This window comes from Psychrobacter sp. UBA6739, from assembly GCF_002453835.1.
Lineage (GTDB): Bacteria > Pseudomonadota > Gammaproteobacteria > Pseudomonadales > Moraxellaceae > Psychrobacter > Psychrobacter immobilis_A.
The window spans coordinates 39562-60734 of the sequence record NZ_DKHR01000019.1 but is presented as its reverse complement, the minus strand read 5'-3'; the positions used below and the strand labels follow the sequence as shown (position 1 = coordinate 60734).

15 protein-coding genes are annotated in these 21173 nt (G+C 42.7%); 2 read left to right on the top strand and 13 right to left on the bottom strand.

The features are described from left to right. Positions 1–50: 50 nt before the first annotated feature. From B2575_RS05140 to B2575_RS05080, 13 genes are all read right to left on the bottom strand, one after another. Entirely contained in the window at positions 51–1718 is a 1668-nt protein-coding gene (locus B2575_RS05140) for a thiamine pyrophosphate-dependent enzyme (RefSeq protein ID WP_193031440.1), read from the bottom strand. Between the two features lie 64 nt (positions 1719–1782). Then, complete coding sequence (locus B2575_RS05135; RefSeq protein ID WP_296240445.1) at positions 1783–2121, bottom strand: RidA family protein; 339 nt, start codon at positions 2119–2121, stop codon at positions 1783–1785. Positions 2122–2170: 49 nt separating this feature from the next. Beyond that, a complete protein-coding gene (locus B2575_RS05130; RefSeq protein WP_193031436.1) occupies positions 2171–3421 on the bottom strand; it encodes an NAD(P)/FAD-dependent oxidoreductase in 1251 nt (416 codons plus the stop codon). Between the two features lie 23 nt (positions 3422–3444). Then, complete coding sequence (locus B2575_RS05125) at positions 3445–4536, bottom strand: beta-carotene 15,15'-monooxygenase (RefSeq protein ID WP_296240444.1); 1092 nt, start codon at positions 4534–4536, stop codon at positions 3445–3447. Between the two features lie 96 nt (positions 4537–4632). After that, on the bottom strand, positions 4633–5667 hold the full coding sequence (locus tag B2575_RS05120; protein ID WP_193031432.1) for a histone deacetylase family protein: 1035 nt from the start codon (positions 5665–5667) through the stop codon (positions 4633–4635). A 1669-nt stretch (positions 5668–7336) separates the two neighbouring features. Next, on the bottom strand, positions 7337–9019 hold the full coding sequence (locus tag B2575_RS05115; RefSeq protein WP_296240443.1) for an NAD-dependent malic enzyme: 1683 nt from the start codon (positions 9017–9019) through the stop codon (positions 7337–7339). Between the two features lie 360 nt (positions 9020–9379). Further along, complete coding sequence (locus B2575_RS05110) at positions 9380–10087, bottom strand: ABC transporter ATP-binding protein (protein ID WP_296240442.1); 708 nt, start codon at positions 10085–10087, stop codon at positions 9380–9382. Between the two features lie 76 nt (positions 10088–10163). Beyond that, positions 10164–11435 carry an ABC transporter permease gene (locus tag B2575_RS05105; RefSeq protein WP_296240441.1) on the bottom strand — a complete coding sequence of 424 codons (1272 nt, stop codon included), beginning with the start codon at positions 11433–11435 and terminating at the stop codon, positions 10164–10166. Next, complete coding sequence (locus B2575_RS05100) at positions 11432–12673, bottom strand: efflux RND transporter periplasmic adaptor subunit (protein ID WP_296240440.1); 1242 nt, start codon at positions 12671–12673, stop codon at positions 11432–11434. Before B2575_RS05100 ends, B2575_RS05105 begins: the two co-directional genes overlap by 4 nt. 334 nt (positions 12674–13007) lie before the next feature. Continuing rightward, on the bottom strand, positions 13008–13865 hold the full coding sequence (locus tag B2575_RS05095; RefSeq protein ID WP_296240439.1) for an ABC transporter ATP-binding protein: 858 nt from the start codon (positions 13863–13865) through the stop codon (positions 13008–13010). Positions 13866–13880: 15 nt separating this feature from the next. Then, positions 13881–14867 (bottom strand): FecCD family ABC transporter permease, encoded by a 987-nt coding sequence (locus B2575_RS05090; protein WP_296240438.1) that lies wholly within the window; start codon positions 14865–14867, stop codon positions 13881–13883. A gap of 47 nt (positions 14868–14914) precedes the next feature. Next, on the bottom strand, positions 14915–15772 hold the full coding sequence (locus B2575_RS05085) for a heme/hemin ABC transporter substrate-binding protein (protein ID WP_296240437.1): 858 nt from the start codon (positions 15770–15772) through the stop codon (positions 14915–14917). Positions 15773–15922: 150 nt separating this feature from the next. Next, complete coding sequence (locus B2575_RS05080) at positions 15923–17056, bottom strand: ChuX/HutX family heme-like substrate-binding protein (RefSeq protein WP_296240436.1); 1134 nt, start codon at positions 17054–17056, stop codon at positions 15923–15925. Between the two features lie 480 nt (positions 17057–17536). Here B2575_RS05080 and B2575_RS05075 point away from each other — a divergent pair, with 480 nt between their 5' ends. Then, positions 17537–19717, top strand: coding sequence for a TonB-dependent receptor plug domain-containing protein (locus tag B2575_RS05075; RefSeq protein WP_296240435.1), 2181 nt, complete (start codon positions 17537–17539; stop codon positions 19715–19717). Positions 19718–19819: 102 nt separating this feature from the next. Beyond that, positions 19820–21085 carry an HmuY family protein gene (locus tag B2575_RS05070; RefSeq protein WP_296240434.1) on the top strand — a complete coding sequence of 422 codons (1266 nt, stop codon included), beginning with the start codon at positions 19820–19822 and terminating at the stop codon, positions 21083–21085. The last annotated feature ends 88 nt before the right edge of the window (positions 21086–21173 follow it).

Genomic DNA, 21173 nt, shown 5'->3' with positions numbered 1-21173 from the left:
CTTCCTTGTTATGAATAATTATTAGCATAAGATATTAATTAGATTAACAGCTATGGCGTTAGCTCATCAGGATCAGTAATCACGTGCAACAATACCGTTTTACGTTCTTTTGTAACGACATGCATCGCCTCAGTGACACTCGCTTTAATGTCCTTATTACTAGTAATTCGTATGCCATGTGCTCCAAAGGCATTAGCGAGTGCTGCAAAGTCAGGATTTTGTAGCTGCGTACCAGACACCCTATCAGGATAATGTGCTTCTTGATGCTGACGGATAGTGCCAAACTGTTGATTGTCCATCAAAATAATTAAAACAGGAGCATCATAACGAATGGATGTTGACAATTCCGCTTCATTCATCATAAATTCGCCATCGCCAGTGACCACAATCGATAGGCGTTCTGGCGACTCTAAAGCAGCAACAATACCTGACGGCAAGCTATAACCCATCGCGCCATTTCTGGTACTGAGTTGACTTGGGAAAATATGCGTAGGCAGATAACGCTGCGCCCATAAGCAGTGATTACCGGCGCCAAAGCTATATACGGCATCTTTAGGTAACTGCTTAGTGACCTGCTGGATCACTTGCGTCATACTGGCATAATTTTGATCAGCGGCTACATCAGTGATGTGATGAGTTTCTGTTGCTTTTTCTGGAAAAGCACAATCCTTTCTTTGTTGTTCATGACAATAATTAAACCAAGTCTCACGAGACGCTGAATTTGCCAACGACATTTTACTCATCGCTTTAACAAAACTAATAGGGCTAGAGACAATATGCGCAGTAACTGAGCCACTATGACCGCGCAAACTAGTATCTAAATTGACAATGTAGTTAGGTTTATCAAAAGACTGTCGCAATTTATAGCCATCACTAGCGACATCACCTAACACAGTACCTATCGTCAGCAGCACATCAGCCGTTTCGATAAGAGCAGCACACTCATCCGAGCGCCCGTAACCTAGATAGCCTGCGTGGGCAGGAGAGTTAAAAGTCACTCTGTCTGAGGCTCGCCAATCATGAATAACAGGAATACAATTATCTTCGGCAAACTTTGTTAGCTGTACAGAAGCCTCTGTCGTCCAATTTTGTCCTCCTGCAAAAATCAGCGGCTTTTCAGCATTCGATAACGCATTTAATATTACCTCAAGCTTATCATCGCATATAGAACCTTCAGCAACAGGTATCACTGGATGCAATTGCCCGTGAAACTCCTGCTGAATAATATCTTCAGGCAGTCCCACAACGACAGGACCTGGTCGTCCTTCTAAAGCCGCATGAAATGCTTTTGCCACAATCTCAGATGCTCTTGAAACTTCATCTAATATGAATACACGCTTACACTGACTAGAGAACCACTGCTTAGGGTCAAACTCTTGAAATGACTCGCGATCTCTATCAGCAACAGGGATAAGTCCAATGAATAATATAAGTGGCACACCATCCTGCCATGCAGTATGGATACCAGTATAAGCTTGCGCAGCGCCCGGTCCACGGGTCACCATGGCAATACCTGGCTGACCCGTAAACTTACCATGAGCATCTGCCATATAGGTACAAGCGGCTTCGTGTCGGCATATAATTGTTTGGATATCAGCGTTGTATAATCCATCTAATACCGAGAGATAACTCTCACCAGGAACGACATAGGTGCGACTGACTCCATGTAATTGCAGACTATCTACGATCGCTTGACCACCATGGATGATATTCTTCATTATTAGTCCCTTAATATTTTTTATATTAATAAAAGTCTTTATTCTTTTTAAGTATCTAAATGGCTCACTCAGCAGCAATGACCGTAATCTCTACCAATAGGTCAGGATGTGCCAATACTGACTCACCGCAAGCTCGAGCAGGTGGCTGCGTATCTGCAAACCACCTATCCCACACCTCGTTCATCGCTTCAAAGTCTGACATGCTTTTTAACCACACGGTTGCCGTCAGAATTTTTGATTTATCACTACCTATCTCTTCTAATAAACCTTGAACTTTATTTAGACAGCTTAACGTTTGGGCAGCCACATCTTCATCGATAGCGCCAACTTGGCCTGATAAATATATCGTCTGATTATGAGTAACGATTTGGCTCATACGTTGGTTACTGTGAAGTTTCTTCATGTTTATTCATCCTTATGTTTTTAAAATATAATAGTTAAAAAAATATGTATTAAGTGTTAGAAAATCGTTGAGCATTAAAAGGTTTAATATCCACTACTGTAGGCTTCTTATGTAATAACTCTTCCATAATACGTCCAGTGATAGGTCCTAAAGTAAAGCCTTGGTGACCATGTCCGAAGGCAAACCATAAATTATTATGCTTACCAGCGGCTCCGATAATCGGCTTCATATCAGGCATGCACGGCCGTGAGCCTGCCCACGCTTCTGTCTCTACTCGTTGATTCAAAGGTAAAACAGCTTGCGCAAAACGCAACACAGCGTTCAATTGATCAAAATTCTTTGGTGCGTCCATGGTCGTCATTTCAGCACCGGTAGTAATACGAATACCTTGTTGCATCGGTCCCATCACAAAACCTTTGTCAATATCAACCAAACTATGATAAATCTTATTTTTTTCTGTGGTTTCAAAATGCTGATGATAGCCACGCATAGGGAATAAAGGCAAATCATATCCTAAAGGCTTTATCAATTGATTAGACCAAGGGCCTGCCGCAATAACGACGTCATCACTATAAAAAGTCTCCTGATCAGTTATCACTTGCCAGCCATCACCATCTAATCGTATTTCTTTAACCGTAGACTCGCCTATTGTCCCATTCATGCTTTGAAAGCTTTTTGCATAGGCTTTTACCAAGGCTCCGGGGTTTGATACCTGCCAAGAGTTAGACCAATGAATAGCGCCGATAAAGTCATCGAAATTACCATTGGGTTCTAATTCTTTTAATTGGGCAATGGATAAAACTTTGTGCTCGATACCTTGTTGCTGTGAACTTTCAGCACCTACGCTCGCTGTTTTAAGTTTATCCTCGTCTCGATGCATCTCAATCCAGCCATCTCGTCTTATCAAGTCTTCAGCACCAGCTGCCGTAATCATTTCCTGATGCTCACTTGTGCAATGCTCAATCAGAGTCTTCCACTCTTTTTCTATTTTTTGGACAGAAGAAGGCGCAGAAAACTGCCAGTACTTTAACAAAGCCTGATGATAACGGAAGACCGCAGGCCAGCGATAACGTATATCTGTATTCTGATTCGGTAACACTCTAATGAGTTCCGCAAGATGTCTGGGAAATGGATGCACATGAATTGCTTCTCGCTGTATCAACCCTGCGTTACCATACGATGTCTCTGATCCCGGTGGCTTCTTATCTAATAATAGAACCTGAGAATTATTTTTTTGTAGGTGCCAAGCGATGGACGTACCCACCATACCAGCACCAATCACAATTACTTTGTATCGCATACCATTCCCCTTCATTTTCTTTATTACAACTTTGGTCGTTCAGCCATAAATATCTGACCTTTAAAAGTCTTATATAAAGCACAGAGCAGAACATACATTCCGAGAATGCCTAAAGCTGGATACAATGTGCCTACTAATGTGCTGAATGGAAATAGTGAAGCAAGCAGAGAGAGTACAACGACCACAATAGTTAAAATACGAAACTTCGACGTTTCCGTATCTGAATCGAAGAAGCGGATCACAAAGCCATAAAGATTAGAGACCGCCGTTGTAAATACAGCAACTACAAGCACGATGCTAAATAAAAACCCAGTAGTCGGACCAATACCACGCGCTATTTCTAAGAAGGGAAGCTCATAGCTCATCACATTCTCAAGATCAGATAAGAGCGCCATAATAATGAATAACAAACAAATACCTAATGTCATACCACCAATTATGCCAGCCATTCTTACTGTCTTTAAGTTTGGCTCTTTATTACCAATTGAGGCAAAAGTGGATACGCCTGGAATGACATTATATGAAACATAAACTATCGCTGACGTCCACCAAAAAGTAGTGGCTGTATCGGGTTTAAGGGTTTGAATAGTAGCGTCAACGGTTGCCAGTTGATCAGAGTACGTAGTGAAGGTAATGACAGAGATAATAACTACCGCCAAAATCATTAAGGGAGAAATGATTCCTAGGGCTCTAACAGACGAAGTAAAACCAAAAATTACGGTAGATAGTGTCATTAAGGCGATAATTATTTTTCCGGCAACGGGAGGGAGCCCCCAGTACTGATGGATAGCTGCACCACCACCTGAAAACATGATACTAATGACGCCAAACATGAAAAATAAAAGAATATAATCAGCAAAAAAACCTATTTTTTTGCCACATAAATAATTGAGAACCACACGATGACTATTGGTTTTAAGCTGATGACCTAACTCCATAAATACCGTACCGTACCATGCCAACATAATCATAGTAATGACAGCGCCCAACATTCCGATAAAGCCATAGCCTGCAAAGAACTGCAGCACTTCTTGTCCACTGGCATATCCTGCACCAATGACTGCACCAACATACACACCGGCATAGCTGATCGCTTTGATAATTGAAACACTCATATTAAACATCCCTGTTGTTGTGAGTTAATCGAGCAATTACCCTAATAAATCCTTTACATGGGTAGCGATTAAATATTTATTTCTCATTAATCATTATTATTTTTCTGAAATAAAACCAGATAAAAAAGCTTGTAGATTTTCATTGAGCTTTTCTATGCAATATCCTCCTTCAACCAGCACGATAATAGGTTTATTTAACACTTTAAGTTTCTGTGCTAAGGTTTTAAAGCCTTCCGTACTAACGTGACATTTGGCTTGTGGATCATCTTTATAGACGTCAAACCCTAAGACATGAACAATGACATCTGGTTCAAATAGTTTTAAGGACTCGATTGAGCGATCTACATAATGAAAAAATCCCACTTCATCGGTACCATGAGGCATTGGAAAGTTGATGTTATAACCATAACCTTCATCCTCACCTCTCTCATGCTCATGACCAGCGACTACAGGATAAAAATTGATGGGGCTACCATGTACAGATGTATATAGCACATCTTTACGGTCATAGAATATTTCTTGAATACCTTGACCATGGTGCATGTCCGTATCGATGATGGCAATTTTTTGAAATTTTTGACGGAGGTGCTGTGCAATGATGGCAGCATTATTTAGATAGCAAAAGCCACCTGCTGCGTTTTTACGAGCATGATGGCCTGCAGGTCTGGTTAGACATATTTGAATGTTATTTTGATTATCTTCATGATTTAACAAAGCTTCAGCAGCGTTGAGTGCTGTTTGAGCCGACCAATAAATGGAGGTCCATGAGTACTTGCCAATAGGCGCACTACCATCGGCTTGATATTTTGCCGCTTTTGCTAAAATACCAAGTCCTGAGTTATTATTCCGAGCATAAATGGTGGTTTGAACCTCCTCACCCATCTCTTCATCTATCGCCATCCATTCATCGTAGCCATGCTTTAAGAAGTCAACATAATCCAAATCATGTACGGCTAAAATCGGTGCGATTCCTATCTCTTTAGCAGTTGTTACTGCCAAGCCTAACTCTTTTGGCGCCTTTAAAAGCTCAACCAATCGCTCAGGTTTTTCTTGAGGCTCGCGCATTTGTCCACGCGAAAAGTAAGTCTTCGGATGGTGAAGCTTTTGATTTTCATGACTATAAATTTTCATGCTATACATTCCTTTGTTTCTAAAAACTTATTTTCTCGGTTGATAAACCTGTTAGCTTTCTATCAAAACCCTTGATATCTATTAAAAGCCTTAAGAATTTATATTAAAAATTCTAATGTAATTTTCAAGCTACATCTGGCCACACCTTGTTGCTAACACCTATAATATATGATGATTATTCGCACTCATCTAATATATGTTGCTAAAAAGTCACAGTCAAACGTTATAAATTAATATCAGTTATAAGTAAATCTAATATTTTTTAAGTTAGCCTATTAAATTTATCTAGAAGCTATTGCGAGAAAGGCAATAGGTGCTTTATAAGCAGAAGGGAAAATTGCTAGTCAGAGTGGCTCATGATGAGATTAAGCAGTGCTACGGTCATAGTATCAGCCAATACATGATTAGAAGCCTTAGATAAAATAATGTATTAAACTCCGCTGTCACGAACATTTTAAAGCGACTGCCAAATCCGATCCTAATCAGCTTATCTAACTTGATTTATTTGCTCAGAATTTTGATGCGAATTATCCTAATGAAGCTTTGGTCAGTGATAGTACTTATCTATAGACGAATGCGAGTTGGCTGTGCTCAGCTGAAGTTAAAGACATACGTGTTGAGCAGCTGATTGGATATGTAATACATAAACGTATGAAACTAGAATTAACTTGCTGAGCGTTGAACATAGCTATTAAAAATTAAATACTCAACAAAGATTTAATTATCCACTCCAATAAAGTAGATGAATACTATAGAAATAAGTAACATGAGTTTAAGGGCTTAATGTTCAGACGTGGCAACGGCTTTTTAATATAAGGCTTAACTTTTAGTCATAAATAGCTAGAAGCTTGGTGATAAAATCCTTAGTTCTTAGTTAGAAATATCATAGTTTTTAAGGGTATAGCACTATCAATGATCAGCATTATAAATCGCAAAGCGATGGGTTTTGTTACATAGTAAAAACCCATTAGGTATTTATAGGGACGCTTTATAGGGTTTTTAATATGTTTAGAAATACTCAAGTGGCTTGATTGATACTGGGGTTTGAATGCTAAAGGTGAATATAAGGAAGCTGGTCGTTGGAATATTAAATTCTCACTAGAGTAAGCAATACCTTACTAACTACTTGCCACTTTGGGGTAAGAATATATACATGACTTCTTAATATTTTACTTCCCTACATATTATCTGAATGATGTCAAGGTAGAATTAGAATAATTTATATTCTTCAATTATCATATTACCTACATCTAACAATAAATAACAATTAATATTAAGACCAAAGTTACTGCAATATTGGCTGGAAAATAAATCTATAATTCGATTCAATTGTTGGTATAACCGTTGGTATAAGAAAAAATATCTTTAAATAAAAATACTTAAATCAATAACTTAATATTTTAATGTGGTTGATACTGGGCCCACCAAATTCAAACCCTTACAGGCATTTGCTTGTAAGGGTTTTTTGTTGTCTAGAATTTAATAAAAAACAATCATTGAGCTGTGCTGAAAAACCGGTAAAAGTAAACTTGCTAAACTAATAGATTGGATAGCAGTAAAAAAGGTTGCCAACACTATATGTAATATAGCGTTAGCAACCTTTTTTCATTTAGTATTTTACTTAGATAATGTGCTTAATATTAGAATTTATTATATCTAATTTCTAACATTAGAAAGAAGTACGGCGATAATTACGATATTCAGGTAACCAAAAATTCGCTTTTAATCGACGTTGTAAATTCTCCGCTGTGATAGGTAGTGCTAGCTTATCTTGAGCCGCTTGCAATGCCACTGCATACGCTATTTTTTCACTGATCTCTCTGATCACCTTAATAGGCGGTAGGATGGCACCAGGGGCTTTTTCGTATTCCATTGATATATCTGCAAGGGCTTGGCTTGCCGCCATGAGCATATTATCGCTGATACCCGTGGCCCGTGCTGCTAAAACACCCAGACCAATCCCGGGGAAAATATAGCTGTTATTACACTGAGAAACCTCGAAAGACTGACCTTCAAAAGTGGTATGAGGGAAAGGGCTACCTGTTGCAACAATTGCCTCACCCTTGCTCCAATTAGTCACTTCTTGCGGTGTCGCTTCCACACGAGACGTGGGGTTTGAAAGTGGTAATACAATAGGATGCTCAGTATTAACACACAAGGATTCGATCACCTCTTGGGTGAACAGACCTTTTTGCCCACTGACACCAAACAATACAGTTATTTTTGCTTGTTTAACCACTTGCGCTAAACCGAGTTTCTTACTTTTATCCCAGCTTTCAATAGCGGATTCTTTTTGTACTAACGGTTCTTGGAATTTTTGTAGCTCCGTCATGTTATCAGTAAGCAGACCATAGCGGTCAACCATAAATACTTGGCTGCGAGCCTGCGCCTCCGTTAACCCTTCACGCTGCATTTGGCGAATGATATGTTCAGCAATACCGCAACCAGCAGACCCTGCGCCTAAAAATGCTATTTTTTGTTGGCTAAGTTTCTGACCTTTATTTAAGCACGCGGCAATCAAGGTACCGACTGAAACCGCAGCAGTACCCTGAATGTCATCATTGAAGCAGCATAATTGGTCACGATATTTATTCAATAATGGTGTCGCATTCTCTTGGGCAAAATCTTCAAATTGTAATAATGCCTCTGGCCAGCGACGTTTAACGGCTTGAATAAACAAGTCGACAAACTCATTATACTCATCACCAGAAATGCGTGGGTTTCTCCAGCCCATGTACATAGGATCGTCAAGTAGCTGTTGATTATTGGTACCAACATCCAACAAAATTGGTAAGCAATAAGCAGGGCTAATGCCGCCGCAAGCGGTATACAAAGCCAATTTACCAATGGGAATACCCATACCACCAATGCCTTGATCCCCTAAACCTAATATACGTTCACCGTCAGTGACAACGATTACCTTCACGTTTTGCTTGGTGGCATTTTGCAGCATGTCATCGATTTTATGACGCTCAGGATATGAGATAAACAAACCCCGTTTACGGCGATAAATTTGCGAGAATTTTTCACATGCTTGACCCACAGTTGGGGTGTAAATGAGCGGCATGACTTCCTCAATGTGCTGCTCAATTAGATGGTGAAATAAGGTTTCATTGGTATCTTGGATGTTACGCAAGTAAATATGCTTATCCATATCATTAGTGAATGAGCGCAGTTGATGATAAGCGCGTAGTGATTGCTCTTCAATTGTCTCAATGTTGTGAGGTAATAGACCAGTTAAATTAAAGCTATCACGCTCTTCTGATGAAAAAGCACTGCCTTTATTTAGTAAAGGAGTCTCTAAAAGAGCGGGTCCTGCAACGGGAATATATAAAGGACGCTTGTTTGACATAATGTAATCTTCTTATTAAAGGCATATGAGTGAAAGCCATACTGAGTGAAAGCTATGCTAGTGCTGCATTATACATAGCATCTACTGGTATTTAACAATAGATAACAAAATCATTTTGAATGAGCATGGCTCTAAAGGTGATGACACGAATACATTGACCTAGAAATATAGATATATTTAGCTTTTACCCCAAATTTTTATAAAAAAGGGTTTGTGATTATCGGTTGTTTTACATGAGATTTCATACAATCGAAGCCGCTACCTTTATTGATGTCAGTATTGAAGGTGGGATTTATAGGAATCCTTGTTAAGCAGATAAGTAATCCGCCAATATGACTTTTATTATCACTACAATATTTTTCAATTATTCAACGTATCACTATCAATACGACCATCAACCAAATTAATCGTGCGATCGCAAGATGCTGACAAGCGTGGATCATGGGTGACCAGCAATACCGCGCAATCACGTTCCTGATTGACTTTTCGGAACAGCTCAAACACTTCGCCAGCCGTCACGGTATCCAGATTACCTGTAGGTTCATCAGCCAATAGCAATGCCGGTTCGGTTATTAAGGCACGTGCAATCGCAACACGCTGTTGCTGACCACCTGATAGCTCGTTAGGCTTACTGTCAGCAAAGCGCTCTAACCCAACCGCTGCCAGTAGCTCGCGCGCTTTTTGGATAGCACGCTTATTTGGACGACCCTGTGTCAATGTTAGCGGCATTAAGATATTGTCTAATGCGCTAAACGCTTGAATCAGATGATGAAACTGAAAGACAAAGCCAATACTACTGCCACGCAAAGCGGTGCGACCAGCATCATTCATAGCACTGGTCGCTTGACCCAACAGATATAGCTCACCGCTGGTTGGCTGATCTAGTAACCCTAGTACATTTAGCAAAGTGCTTTTACCTGAACCAGAAGGACCAATCAGGGCGGCAAAGTCGTTAGTGCTGATAGTTAAGTCAATACCGTGCAGCACCTCAATCTCATTAGGTTGACCGATGTTATAAGACTTTTTTAGTGCCTCTAAACGCAGAACTTCGTGAGATTGACTGGACATAGGAGTTGACGTCTTATTAAAAGGATTGACAGAAACATTGTTAAAGTCACTGTTAAAAGTGTCGCTAGAATCATGATTAGACATAACGAATAGCCACCACTGGATCAAGTGCTGCTGCGCGCCGCGCTGGAATAGCGGCTGCTATAACACCAGTTAGCGTGGCTAACGACATAGTCACTAAGATCAGATTTATCGATATGGGAATTGTAAATATGTCGGGCCCAAAAGTATTAAAAGACCAGACCAATACATAGCTGACACCACTACCGACAATAGAGCCTAACAAGCCAAATATAGCCCCTTGAATTAAGAATATTCGTAGGATTTGCTGACGAGTTGCACCCATGGCTCGTAAGATACCAATCTCGCGCGTACGCTGAACCACACTGACCGACAGCACACTGGCAATGCCAAAAGCCACCGAAATCGCCACAAAAACGACAATCATATTGCTAGATAAACTTTGAGCCGTGAGACCACTCAGCAGTTGGGCGTTGGTTTGAATCCAGCTTTCTGCTTGCAGTGAGGTCAAACGACCCACTTGTGCAGCGATTTCCTCCGCCTCAAAGATATCTTCAACCGTCAAATCAATGACTGTGATACCGCCCGGTAGGTTGAGTAATGACTGCGCTTGTTTTAGGTCTAGATACACGTAGCGCGCATCAAGCTCTCGTACGCCGAGCTCAAATATACCAGCGATATTGACTACAGCGCTGTTGTTACTAAGGTTGCTACCAAGGCTGTTACTCAGATTATTGCTGCTACTGCTGTCTTGACCCGTATCCAAACGTAATTTGCTGCCGACCTCTACACCCAAATCTTTAGCCAGTTCACTACCAATCAATACATTATCTGCGCCCACTCGCAGCTCACCACTGATTAAGTATTCATCAAGTGGGATAATGTTCTGATAGCGCTCTAAATCAGTACCTACTAGTATCACCGACTCTAATGCTTCGCCACGCCGGACAAACCCAGGCCCAGACACGTTTGGCGATACGGCAGTTAACAAGGGCAGTTGATCTAGCGTGTCAGTGATTTGCTGCCAATTATTAATAGAACGTAGCCGCTGTGGACGCTTGTCCTCTTGTATCAGTTGCAGCGTATCAGCAGACGGCGCTATTAGGTTTACTTCGTCTGGCGCTACTAAGCGAATATGTGCCTGACTGCCAAGGGTGCTGTCAATAAGGTTGGTCTGTAATCCTTGGATGAGTGCGGTGATAAATATAATAACGGCAACACCTATCGCCACTCCCAGAGTAATCATCAACGACTGTACTCGTCCCTCGCGTAAAAAACTGATGGCAATAGTGGCATCAATCCATAGTCTACCGAAAAAAGCCGTCAATTGACTGTCTCCGCTGCTTGGCTCTTATCACTTACCGTCGTTATCTTGTCAGCATCAGGAGCGATAAAAGGTGCTGCTTGAAGCGCGGTTCTCACTCTTTTTCCATCAGCCAGTGAGACTGTGGCATCAACCAATATCTCATCACCTGCGCTCAGTCCTGAGAGCACCTCTGATGCTGATAGCCCGCGTAACCCTAATTTCACTACTCGACGTTGTATTTTACCATCACGCAATAATAATACTTCGGCGCTGTCTTCTTTAACATTGGCTAGTGCATCATTAGGAATGACTAAGGCTTTTGCGCGTTGATCCGTTTCGATATTCACTGATACCGTCATATCTTGACGCAAAAAATCAGGTACAGGATCGACGGACAATCTCACCTCTACTGTACCGCGTTGCGGATCTATACTTGGTGCAATGAAACTAATACGTACGGGGAACGGTTTATCTGGATAGGCATCGGCAATAGCGACTGATGGTTGCTGCAAAGCCAATCGAGATAAATTACGTTCATCAAGCGGTACTCTTATTTCAGTCTTACCATCGAGGGCAATAGTAAACAAGCTCTGACCTGGCTGTACCAAATCGCCTATTTCTACATTTCGGGTCAGAATAGTGCCTGATACTTTGCTACGTACTTGCGCTTTGTTAAGCTGAGCCTGCAATGCGGCGATACGAGCACGTAATAAATCTTCTTCAACACCACCAGAGGAGAGTGCATTCGCTCTCAGGCGTGCATTTTCAAGGTCATTGCGTGCTTGGGCTTGGGCTTGAATCGCTTGCTCCATTTCCTCATCAGAGATGGCCGAGATAGCAGCCAATTCGCGCCTACGCTCGACATTACGGTCAGCTTGCGCCAACGCTACTTCGGCATTTGCCAAATCTACTGCTGCCTGTGGACGAGTGCTACTAATCAATTCCGCCAACTCGGCTTCTGCTTGCCGCACTTGGGCTGCAACGTCATCGGAGCTTAGTACCAATAATAAATCTCCTGCTGCGACTTGTTCGCCTTCTGCTACTCGTCGCTCTAATACAACACCTGATATCTCGCTACCAATGTCAGTATTTGATACGGCAACGACCCGTCCAGTCGCTACGACCGTCTGCACCAAAGGCATCGAAGATATTCTATAGCTTGGTAATAGTGGTCCTTGCCACCAGCGAAAGGCAAAAAAGCCCGCAACAATGATGAGCAGTAGTGCGCTAACAATCAGTTTATAAGGAATAGCGCGCAATGAGTTTCTCCCGTTCAGAACAAATACCTAGTGGTTTACAGTTTCTACTAAATCCGATCGTTATGCGAGTTTACTGCAAAATTTTTTAGGTTTAAAATTATTTATTAACTGAAAATCATCCTGTTGGTATGGTTATATTTTGCATGGTTATATTAAAAATATTTGATTCACTACAATATTTAAGATGTAAAAAAAACCCCTTCATGCTATTATTTATATAGCATGAAGGGGTTTTTACTGCCGAATAAATCAGTGCAATATATACAAATTAAAAAGCCAAGTTGATCATCAAATGCCTATCGTAAAGTCAGAATAATGGCTCAACTGCTCAGAATCATATAAACACCAAGCCATCTTCAGTTTGATGCACCTTAATATCGACATCATAAACATCGCTTAATTGCGAGCGTGTCATCACTTCACTAGGCGTTCCTTGTGCAACAATTTGTCCACCGCTTAATAGCACCACTTCATCAGTATAGCGATGCGCATGGGTCAAATCATGCAACACAACCAAGATACTTTTGCGCTGCTGTCGTACCAAATTATGCAAGTAATTAAGTAAGAAACGCTGATGGCGAATATCAAGATGATTGGTCGGCTCATCAAACATCATGATTTTAGTGTCTTGCATCAGTGCCCTTACGATAGCCAAGCGCTGTTTTTCACCGCCTGATAAGGTTTGCACGCGGGCATTGACCAAACTTGATAACTCAAAGTCTTGTAATAAACGTTGCGCGCGCTCAACATGATGGCTATTTGGGCGCTGATACCATGCAAGATTTGGCGAGACTCCTAACAGCGCATAATCCAGTACCGTTAACGGCAGCTCAAAACGCTCATGTTGCCCAACCCAAGCGATATGACCATCATTCATGACCTCGTTGATCGGCTGACCGTAAATCGTAATGTGACCATCCGTTTTAAGCGCGGTTCCTGTGTGTTGACCTAAAACCGTATGCAACAACGTACTTTTACCCGCGCCATTTGGTCCGATAAAGGCGACCAGCTTTTGGCTTGGCACGGTTAGTTTGTCTATCTTTAACAATGTTTTATGACCATGCGAGATATGAATATCTTGCATCGACAATAACTCGCCTGCATCACTACTCTTGATATCACTACTATTTATACGACTGTCTCGACTCGCTAATGATGTCTTTGATATAGCCGTAAAAAATGAATGGAACATAGATACTCTCTCCAATTAGCGGCGGCTACTACGCACAAATAGCCAAATAAAGAATGGACCGCCAAGCAACGCTAAAACGATGCCAACAGGCACATCCACTGGATAAGCGACATGTCGCGCCGCGCCATCAATGACGAGTAATAATATCGCCCCAAGCCAGCCAGACCAAATCATGAGACGCATACGTCCGCCGCCAAACAGAATAGCCAGCAGGTTTGGCACCATCATGCCAATAAAACCAATGACGCCTGCCAGAGACACCGCTGCCCCTGTCAGTAATGCCGAGGCAATCACGACCAAGCAACGAACCACACCCACTTTGATACCCAAGGATTTAGCGGCTGCCTCACCAAGCATCAATCCATCTAGCTGACGACCTAATGGCAATAAAATTGCTAACCCCAATAGCATAGAGACAATCGAATAACGCAGCGGTACAAAGCCCGCTTCCGCCATACTGCCTGACAGCCAATTGGTCGCGGAACGCAGCACCATGTCATCAGACATGAATAAAATCAGGCTGACCACCGCAGCACAAAAAGCACTGATGACAAATCCTAATATCAGCAAGCCCATCTGCCCACCACCCAAAAACCGATGACAAGCGAGAATAAACAAGCACACCAATACGCTTCCGGTAAACGCAGCAAGCGGTATCCCAATACCACCAAACCCCAATGCCAGAACCAAAACAACACCAAGCGCTGCGCCACCTGATGTACCGATTAAGCTAGGGTCAGCTAAAGGATTTTCAAATAAAGCCTGTAATGCTGCACCACTAACTGACAACGCCATACCAACCAGTAATGCCGTCACCACACGCGGATAACGCAGCTGCCAGATGGTGTTATCAAGATAATTGGGACTTGACCATTCGCCAAAGCCAATACCAAGCGCCAACCAAATTAGCAATACAGATGTGACAGCGGCAGTAATATAGTAGATGCTAGGTTTATGTTTTCTAGTTTGTGTAGGGATAGAAGCAGAAATCGTATTTGCCATGTGAGATGTCATTTTGTTGAATATGAGATAAATTATTTTTGCTTAGGCTATTTTGCTACAGCGTTCAGCTTTTTTAAGACGTCAGGCGAATGCAAGCCATAACGCAGAAAGTCATCTGCTGGCCAAAAATGTACGCCGCCCTTCTTGCCTGCGGCACTTGCTGCAACCTCTGGACGCTTACTAAATTTACTGACCCCACCAACCACTTCCTGATTATGATCAGCAATAATAATGACATCGGGCTTGGCGGCCAGCCAGCCTTCACGGGACATAGGTTTTAACCCCGATACGTTTGCAGCGTTAATCCCACCAGCTCGGCGAATCAACTCATCCCCTACCGTGCCTTTGCCTGCAACGATACGACCATCGTAACTTAATAAATAACGCTTACCCGTCTTTGCCATTGGACTCATCCCTGTATTCCAACGCTTCGCAAGCTGCGACCCTTCAGATTTTCTATCAACGTAACTGCCGATAGATTTAATACTGTTGGCAAAGGTGCTTACCTCTTCTTTGGGCGCGACATTGACTGCTTTAACCTTTAGACCATTTAAGCGCTGATAAATACTCGCAGGCTGCACCATATAACTGCCGAGCACTAAATCAGGCTTGACCGCCAACACTGACTCGGCGGTGATATTACGGTGCATACCCACGGCTGGCACGCTCTTTAACGCTGGATTATGATTGGTTGCATCTTTACCAACCAACTTATTGGTCGCTCCTAGTGCCACCACGACGTCTGCAACATCGGGACTCATCGCGACAATACGATCATAAGCTTGGGCAGAAAGTGAGGGCACGGCAAATGCGCCAATAATGGCAGCAGTACTGATAGCCCGACTGGTCAATTTTTTATTTATCACTGCGTGAGTGATTACTGTTTTTGATAATGCAGAAGACATAAGCATTCCTAATTTGCTAACGTAAAAAATGACACTATTAACAGAACCATTAACGTGTATTAAGCATCCCAAATAACTCACACAACAGCTATGACTTATCCGTTATGTGAGTGTCAATATCGCAAAATTTGCTGATTTTTTATGACGGGTTTACACACTCTCTTCTTCAGCCATAACCACTGGCGCTAAGGCTTCTGCATACGGATACGCTTCGATGACCTTTGAGACAATTTGCTGCCATGCTTCAAGCTCAGGCGTGCCTTCAATTCGCTGACCAAATACGCTAAAGATACTGACGCCGTGACCATCAAAACCTTCGATACAAGTCACGATGCCGTCTTTGGTTGGGCGCTTAACGCTCCACACTTGCGCCAATGCTTTGTCTTTTAAATGCAGCGTAAAGTCATTATGGTCTTTATCTAAAATATTGAACCAATCGCCCATGCGCTTGAGTGTCTGTACCGTTCCTGTCTGAATCTGCACCAGTCCACTATTACCAACAAATATCATAATCGGACATTTCGCATCACGCGCTTGCTCAAATACCGCTTCGACCGCGCCAATATCAAGCTGCTGCGTCATATGCTCTGGTGCTTGATGGTAGCTACTAGCACGATCGATATCGAGATTTTTTAGTAATGAATGAAACTGATGCACATCTGTCATCGCCTGCCAGCCTTGCTGTAGCTGCGCGCGCTCCTCTTCACTTAATGCCTTGTAACGCCAGTCATTAAGTGGCTCTTGTGCCTCTAACGTCAGCGTCTCATTATTCACCGTTTGCTGCTGCTCCTGAATCATCGCTTGCCAACGCGCGATAGTTTCAGCGCTTAACTCTCGTAGATACACTTTGTCGATAGCAGCACCTTGAGCGTTATAGAACTGAATACTATAAGATGGCTTATCAGCGCGGCTGGTATCCGTTACCGCCAGCATATGCCGCCATTGCCACATAAAGAATCGCAAATCTAAGCCACCAACATTGAGTGCCAAGCCCATTTTTTCGCCAAGCTTAAGATTGTGATACGGCGCCGTTTTTTCATGCACGGCCAGCTCGTTTCTGACGATGCTTTCCATGTCACCAAAGTTCTCAAATTGCTTTAATACAGTTTTGCACTGATCACCAATATACTGGCTATAGGGTGATGCCAACATCAGCTCAAATTCGCTGACACCTAGCGCAGCCGCTCCTTCTGTGGGAAATAGCATGGGTATTTTTGCTTTTAATGCTTGGTACTGTTGCCACAGCTCAGTATTTTTTTTGGTTAACGATAACGGTTGACTCATGATGGTCTCCATAAAATAAATAGTAGTAAAAAAGCCAATGATCTTGGCTATATAGTATTGAGATATGAATATCTTCAGAAAATAGCAGCGACGATGCCTATGATTAATATTTGATAAAACCAATGCCTGCTGTAGTACAATGCTTGCAATGATGCAGCAAGGGTGTATTTATCAAGCAGACTTTTATCAATTATCGCTGCTAGTTCATCATTTATAATTTTGTCTCTAAGCTTCGGACGAAATCATTATGGCAACATTTTTTCACTTTGTAAATAATAATAATTATCATTTACATCTTGATAATTATTATCGTTTGAAATACTATGTCTAGGCTTTGTTGCTTAATCTAGTGAATCAAGTAACCAAACCTTTAATAATTAATACTATGAAAAGGTCGATTTAGATCGCTCTTTTTGTAGCAAAAGGTCTTTAAGCAGCGCGACTTTCTTACTTTCTCTTTTTACGATGGCTGTTTTATTTATGTCAATTTTAGCGTTTGATTTATCGTTGACTCATACGGGACTAAACACCCATCCCTCACCGCTGCGTCGTAGCCCACTAGCCATAAGTGTGGCATTAGCATTGTTTGCATTCACGTCAGTTTCAGTCCAAGCAGCGCCAATTTTCGCAGAGACGAATGGTGATATGCCCGACGATGCAGCCATGCCGAGCACACGTTTAGACCCTATCGTGGTAACGGCGACTCGCTCTGAGCGCGCTTTAAGTGATTCGCCAGTTGCCCTGCAAGTACTCAGTCGCCAGCAGCTCGATGACAACCATGCGCATACTTTAAAAGAAGCGCTGGCCTTGTTGCCCAATGTCTACTTACGTGAAGTCCACGGCAAGACAGGTTACGAAGTCAGCATGCAAGGCTTCACGGGTGATCAAGTATTGGTGTTGATTGATGGTTTACCGATCACAGCCAGCACTGGCTCGACAGTAAATTTGAATCAATATATGAATATAGATATCGAACAGATAGAGGTGGTGCAAGGAGCGGCATCAGCGCAGTTTGGTAGCGCGGCGATGGGCGGCGTCATTAATATCATCACCAAACCCATTGGCGCGGCAACAGGACATATCACCACCGAGATTGCCAGCAATGGGCAGCAAAATCCATCTGGTAAAAAGCTAGATGCCAATAAGCGCTATGTAGAAGCCAGCGTGGAAGGGGCGTTGGATAAAAACCAGCGCTTTCACGCGCGTCTATCAGGCTCGTATCTGGATAATGAGGGCTTAAGCTTAGACCATGAAGCATGGCCCAGATTAAAAGATGCCAGCGAGCAATCACAAGTCAGTGCCCGCCTCAGCTACCGCCCTGACGGTAACAACACATCAGGTAATAACAATGACCACAACGATAGCCGACTGGTCAAAAATTCTCAATATTGGCTAGAAGCCAGCCACTATAAAGAAGACGATATTAGTCGCTTTAATTACTATGTCGCGCCGCGCTATTTGGCACAGCAAAGAGATGAGCACATCAGCAAACAGCGCTTTAGTATCGGGGCACGCGCTGATATCGCGCCGCATGTCGATGATCGCAGCAAGACTTATCGATTGTCCGCTCAAGCGCTGCATGAGGAATATCAAAGCGAATCCAATACTAAAACACAGCAAGCTATCACTAGTGCCCGTGATACAGAGATTAGTACGACGTTGGCACAAGCCCAGATCGACTTACCTGAGCTATTGCTATCCGATAAGCACCTTCATCTTATCCAAGTCGGCGGTCAAGTTCAGCAAGACAAGTTAAGCCAAACGAAAAACCAAGTCAGCGAGCTTATCAGCGATGACGTCAGCCGTGATGTCGGTGAGCTGTATCTACAAGACGATTGGCTGATCGGCGATAACTGGGAAGTGTTGAGCGGTATTCGCTATCAAAACGATGAAGACTTTGGTGGCCATACTGCACCAAAAGTGTCACTCAAATACAACCATTTGGATGCAAGCGGGCGCGACCATGTCTTTCGTAGCAGTATTGGCGGTGGTTATCGCGTGCCCAATCTAAAAGAACGCTACTACGTCTTCGATCATAGCAATTTGGGTTATAAAGTCATGGGCAATCCTGAATTGCAGCCTGAAACCTCAACCAGTTACCAGATCGGCTATCAAGGTCAGCTGAGCGACACCGTGAATTTGACGGTCAATGGTTTTTATAACGAGATAGATGATCTGATTCAGACCGATGAAGACAATGCAAGCTTTGAGGGAAATATCGCTATTTATAAATATATGAACGTCGATAGTGCCAAAACCTATGGCGGCGATATTGGCATTGACTGGCAAGTGGACGAGCGCGCCAAACTACAAGCCAGCTATGCTTATTTAAAAACGCATAACAATGTGACAGATACCGAGCTGACCTATAAGCCCAATCACAAAGCGATGCTGGCACTAGATTATCAGCTTAATGACAAATTACAGCTGATCCCGCGCCTCAATTATGAATCCAAACAGCTGATTAGTACCAGCGAGCAAGCGTATTCACCGTCTTGGTGGACACTCGATAGCAAGCTCAATTATGACGCAACTGCAAACTTGAGCTTGTATGCAGCAATTAATAATATCTTTGATGTGCAGCGTGATATCACCGATACCAGTGACTACCGTCCCATTGATAATCGCGAGTGGTTACTTGGCGCCAGCTACCATTGGTAAGCCTTTGATTCACAATCATTCTAAAGCAAGTGTATTTGTACCGCTATTTTTACTCTTATTTTGTACCCTCTATCTGAAACCACAACCATCAAGGAAGCTGATATGAACCCCATTTCCCCAGCAATTCAAACCAAGCCGACCAAATTGGCATTACTGTTTAGTGGCAGTATTTTAGCACTCAGCATGACTGGCTGCGGTGGCGGCGGTGATGGCACCAGTAATGACAGTAACGGTAATGGTGGCACTACCCCGCCTGTGATCAGTGCCAGCTTTAGCGAAACGGCCACTTGGCAAGTCACCAATCTAGCGCCCAATACTGCGACCTGTTATGACTTTGATGCCAAAGCTGAAAGCTCGTGTGCTGAGGATAAGTGGGATATCAAGTTTGATAACCAAGCGCGTTCGGTCAAGCTTTGGTCAAATAGCGGTGATTCTGGCGCAGGTAAAGGCGGCGTTTTTGGTTTAATCGATTGGTCAGATCTGAGTCGTTATAGCAATGCAACTCAAGATCCTGATACCAGTCGTGATATTACCATGCACTATAATGAAGACCGTAGTGGCGGTATTTTTGATGCAGAGCCTTGGTTTGAATACAATTTAAAAGACAACCATCAGCTCTACCCGAACAATCGTGTCTATCTTGTCACCACAGATAATAGCAGCGCCATGACAGACAGCAGCGTCCAGCAGCCTATTTATGCCATGCAGATTACCAACTACTATAATAATGCTGGAACCTCGGGCTACCCTACTCTGCGCTGGATTGATACGGCGCTACCGAATAAGGTACAGACGAAAACTATCGATGCCTCAAACAATGATAACTGGGTCTATTTTGATCTAACCACAGGACAAAGTAGCGCCGATAAAAACAGTACTTGGCAGATTGGTTTTAAGCGTAATAGCGTCATTTTAAATGGTGGCGATTCTGCTATCGGCACTCATAAAGGCAAAGTTGGTGGCTTCTTATCAAAAACACCAATAGGGTATTATGATGATAAAGGTGAGCCCATTGTCAGCAAGTTTATAACCGATGGTAGTGCGGCGACTTTAACCGACCTTACCAACACCGCTGTGTACGATAAACCGATGAGTGCCAGAAGCTGGGTCATTGATAGTAAAGGCTCGGATCTCAATCCTGCTTATACGGGTAATTTCCCGAACCTAGACTTTGGCTGGTATACCTACAATGGCATGACCCATCAACTAAATGCCAAAGCGGTTGACAGCGCTCAAGGCGCGCTCATTAGATCCGCTGAAGGTAATAGCTATGCCCGTGTGCGTTTGGATAAAATCAATTACCCTGATAGCTCAGCGACGACTGCAACCTCATGGGAATTTAAAATAGACATTCAGCCTGCTCCTTAACACTCTACTGTTCGACTTTAGCTCGCCCAACCCGTTTTTGTAAGCTATCAAACCTTGCAAAAACGGGTTGGGCGATCACGTTTATACA

Bases quoted from the DNA above. Each gene is read 5' to 3' on its own strand.
- B2575_RS05140 (WP_193031440.1), bottom strand. From the start codon at position 1,718: ATGAAGAATATCATCCATGGTGGTCAAGCGATCGTAGATAGTCTGCAA.
- B2575_RS05135 (WP_296240445.1), bottom strand. From the start codon at position 2,121: ATGAAGAAACTTCACAGTAACCAACGTATGAGCCAAATCGTTACTCAT.
- B2575_RS05130 (WP_193031436.1), bottom strand. From the start codon at position 3,421: ATGCGATACAAAGTAATTGTGATTGGTGCTGGTATGGTGGGTACGTCC.
- B2575_RS05125 (WP_296240444.1), bottom strand. From the start codon at position 4,536: ATGAGTGTTTCAATTATCAAAGCGATCAGCTATGCCGGTGTGTATGTT.
- B2575_RS05120 (WP_193031432.1), bottom strand. From the start codon at position 5,667: ATGAAAATTTATAGTCATGAAAATCAAAAGCTTCACCATCCGAAGACT.
- B2575_RS05115 (WP_296240443.1), bottom strand. From the start codon at position 9,019: ATGTCAAACAAGCGTCCTTTATATATTCCCGTTGCAGGACCCGCTCTT.
- B2575_RS05110 (WP_296240442.1), bottom strand. From the start codon at position 10,087: ATGTCCAGTCAATCTCACGAAGTTCTGCGTTTAGAGGCACTAAAAAAG.
- B2575_RS05095 (WP_296240439.1), bottom strand. From the start codon at position 13,865: ATGTTCCATTCATTTTTTACGGCTATATCAAAGACATCATTAGCGAGT.
- B2575_RS05090 (WP_296240438.1), bottom strand. From the start codon at position 14,867: ATGGCAAATACGATTTCTGCTTCTATCCCTACACAAACTAGAAAACAT.
- B2575_RS05085 (WP_296240437.1), bottom strand. From the start codon at position 15,772: ATGTCTTCTGCATTATCAAAAACAGTAATCACTCACGCAGTGATAAAT.
- B2575_RS05080 (WP_296240436.1), bottom strand. From the start codon at position 17,056: ATGAGTCAACCGTTATCGTTAACCAAAAAAAATACTGAGCTGTGGCAA.
- B2575_RS05075 (WP_296240435.1), top strand. From the start codon at position 17,537: ATGTCAATTTTAGCGTTTGATTTATCGTTGACTCATACGGGACTAAAC.
- B2575_RS05070 (WP_296240434.1), top strand. From the start codon at position 19,820: ATGAACCCCATTTCCCCAGCAATTCAAACCAAGCCGACCAAATTGGCA.